Genomic DNA, 3146 nt, shown 5'->3' with positions numbered 1-3146 from the left:
GGCGCTTCCGCTTTTCCATGTCCATATGTTGGTCAATACCTTTTTCCAAAATATTTGTTTCCACAAAGTTGTACACATTATTTCGCCTTTTAAATCAACTATCAACAGTGTTATGCACATTGTCCACAGATAATAAAAATGTTATCCACATACTATATCAGTATATGGTACACAAGATATAGGAAATCCGCATGTTATTCCATAGTTATGAACAGCTTACTAACAAAATGTGCATAAGTACAAATGTTCTCTATTGACAGAATGTAAATTTATCGTTTCGATGGAGTGATTTTATTCACAAAATTTACATAAAAAGCTCTTCAGCCAATCGAATGGCTGAAGAGCTTTCACTTTTATATATATTACTTTTATACCCAGGAATCCATTTCCATTCCCGGTCGTCCGTTCATTGCCATATTTCCCCGAATTCCTTTTTCGAACATGACCGTTCCTGCTGCCGCAATCATCGCGGCATTGTCTGTACATAAACTCAAAGGCGGGATAAAGAACGGAATCCCTTTTGCAGCAAATTCCTTTTCCAAGGATGCCCGCAAGCCTTTATTTGCAGCAACCCCTCCCGCTGCAATCACTTGCCTGACATTATACTGATCAGCGGCACGCAATGTTTTGGAAGTCACCACTTCCACGACACTGTTCTGAAAACCGGCGGCAACATCTTCAGGTGCTACAGATTCTCCCCGCTGTGCCGCATTATGCATGTAATTCAATACCGAAGATTTCAGACCGCTGAAACTGAAGTCGTATGTGCCTTCTTCCAGCCAGACGCGTGGAAAATCTACCGGGTTACTGCTTTCATGCGCCAAACGGTCGATATGTGGGCCTCCCGGATAAGGTAGATTGAGCGTACGCGCCACTTTATCATAGGCTTCACCGGCTGCGTCATCGCGTGTTTCCCCAATTACTTCAAAATGGCCATGTTCCTTCATATAAATAAGCTCCGTATGACCGCCTGAAATCACCAGGGCAAGCAATGGAAATTCCATTTCCTGCTCCAGGCGATTGGCATAGATATGGCCTGCAATATGATGGACACCGAGAATCGGCAATTGGTGGGCGAATGCAAATGCCTTCGCTGCATTTACGCCAATCAATAAAGCACCGACCAGTCCAGGGCCTTCAGTTACCGCCACTGCACTTAATTGGGCGGGAATCAAATCAGCCTTTTCCAGCGCTTCTTCTATTACAAGGGTAATCTGTTCCACATGATGCCTGGAAGCGATTTCCGGCACCACCCCGCCAAAACGCTTGTGGCTTTCTATTTGCGAAGCCACAATATTTGAAATGATTTCCGTTCCATTTTTCACTATGGAAGCTGCAGTTTCATCACAGCTTGTCTCTATTCCCAGTATATAAATATCTTCATTCATCAAAATTCACCCACATGACTATGGCATCCTCGAAATTATCCGAATAATAACTTTTGCGGATGCCTCCATTTTTAAATCCAAGTTTTTCATAAAGGTTTCGTGCAATAGTATTGCTGACTCTAGCTTCCAATGTCATCGCTTTTGCGCCATTTTCTTTAGCCACTTCGATGGCCGCAAGCATGAGCTTTTCACCCAGCTTTTTACCGCGCTGGTTCGGGAGAATGGCAATATTGGTCACATGGCATTCGTCCATCACCAGCCATAAGCCGCAATACCCGACGATTCCTTCCGTTGTTTCAGCGATCACATAATAAGCATGCTGATTCTCCAGCATTTCATAATAGAAGGCTTCCTTTGTCCAGGGCAGGGTAAACGACAATTCCTCAATGCGATAGACCGCATCCACGTCCGCCACTGTCATTTTTCGAAATGTCACTTCTTCATTCATCACCCTTCGCCGCCCTGCACCTTGATATAATTCGCTTCCGCTTCTGTAATCCGGCGGTAATCCGGCACCGCGTGGTGAACATCCTGCTCATCAGACTGCTGTGCCAGCATAATCAGATTAGATGCACGCGGCAAGCGGTGTTGAGGATCTGCGAAAAAGGCCAGATCCTCCATAACTTCACGAATCACTTCTCCATGAATTTCCACATCAATCCCCACGAATAAAACAGGCTGCCCCAATTCTTTTAATTGAGTCAAAAACTCTTTTACTTCGCTGTGCTGATCCGCAATTACCGGTTCAAGATCCTTGCCATTATAAGCGCCAATAAAAGCAGTTCCTCTTCTGGCATCCATCAACGGACAAATAATGCCGTCGAAATATTGGCCGTTTGCTGCCAATACTTTCAGGCTCGACACTGGATGCAGCGGTATTTTTAATGACCATGCCAGCGTTTTTGCAATCGTCAGGCCAATCCGGACGCCTGTATAGGAACCGGGACCTTGAGCGACTGCAATATGCGTCAATTGTGCAGGAGTGACCTTTGCTTTTCTCATCATTTCTTCAATTGCAGGCATCGCTGTCAGCGAATGATTGATTTTAAGATTTGATGTTTCTTCTATTATAATAGTGTCATCCTTTGCCAATGCAATCGACAAAGGAGAATTCGATGTATCAATACCGAGATAAATCATGACATAAGCTCCTTACAAAGAGATTCATAACGCTGTCCTATGGGATGAATACGAATCGCCCGGCTCTCTTCCGATTGTCTTTCAATCGTTATTTCGAGACGCTCCTCCGGTAAATATTCTGCTATAAACTGAGCCCATTCTACGACCGATACAGCTTCGCCAGAAAATAATTCATCGAATCCGATATCCTCATCACTGTGCTCCAAACGGTAAACATCCAAATGGTTCAGTTCCAGGTTACCGGAATATTGTTTTAAGATGGTGAAAGTAGGGCTGTTTACCATCCGCTTAATACCGAGCCCTTTCGCCAGCCCTTTTGTAAATGTCGTTTTCCCGGCACCAAGACCGCCTTCAAGCGTCAATAAATCCCCTGATTCCAGAAAGCCGGCTAATTTTGCTGCAAACGTCTCCGTTTCTTCTGGAGAATTTACTTCTATTGTATAAGTCATACCATTTCTCACCTCTATCGAGTCTTTACATAGTTTAGCGGAGATGTTCGTGTAAATCAAAATATATTATCCGAAAATAAACAGGAAGCTTTTGGACAAAAAAAATAAACACAGCGTATTGGCTGTGTTTATCTTAAGACGGTCCCGACCGGGATCGAACCGGCGATCT

4 protein-coding genes are annotated in these 3146 nt (G+C 44.1%); all 4 read right to left on the bottom strand.

The window, feature by feature from the left end; genetic code table 11:
* Positions 1 to 368: 368 nt before the first annotated feature.
* Genes tsaD through tsaE form a run of 4 tightly spaced genes read right to left on the bottom strand, consistent with a single transcriptional unit; the run spans position 369 to position 2977 of the window.
* On the bottom strand, positions 369 to 1388 hold the full coding sequence (gene tsaD, locus KW93_RS08815; RefSeq protein WP_033542635.1) for a tRNA (adenosine(37)-N6)-threonylcarbamoyltransferase complex transferase subunit TsaD: 1020 nt from the start codon (positions 1386 to 1388) through the stop codon (positions 369 to 371).
* On the bottom strand, positions 1381 to 1836 hold the full coding sequence (gene rimI, locus KW93_RS08810) for a ribosomal protein S18-alanine N-acetyltransferase (protein ID WP_033542634.1): 456 nt from the start codon (positions 1834 to 1836) through the stop codon (positions 1381 to 1383). The genes tsaD and rimI overlap by 8 nt, the downstream gene beginning before the upstream one ends.
* Entirely contained in the window at positions 1836 to 2528 is a 693-nt protein-coding gene (gene tsaB, locus KW93_RS08805; protein WP_033542633.1) for a tRNA (adenosine(37)-N6)-threonylcarbamoyltransferase complex dimerization subunit type 1 TsaB, read from the bottom strand. Before tsaB ends, rimI begins: the two co-directional genes overlap by 1 nt.
* Complete coding sequence (tsaE, locus tag KW93_RS08800) at positions 2525 to 2977, bottom strand: tRNA (adenosine(37)-N6)-threonylcarbamoyltransferase complex ATPase subunit type 1 TsaE (RefSeq protein WP_033542632.1); 453 nt, start codon at positions 2975 to 2977, stop codon at positions 2525 to 2527. The genes tsaB and tsaE overlap by 4 nt, the downstream gene beginning before the upstream one ends.
* Positions 2978 to 3146 lie beyond the last annotated feature (169 nt).

Source organism: Planococcus sp. CAU13 (assembly GCF_000775575.1).
Lineage (GTDB): Bacteria > Bacillota > Bacilli > Bacillales_A > Planococcaceae > Planococcus.
Note: the sequence above shows the minus strand (reverse complement) of the source record. Positions and strands in the feature narration are given on the sequence as shown.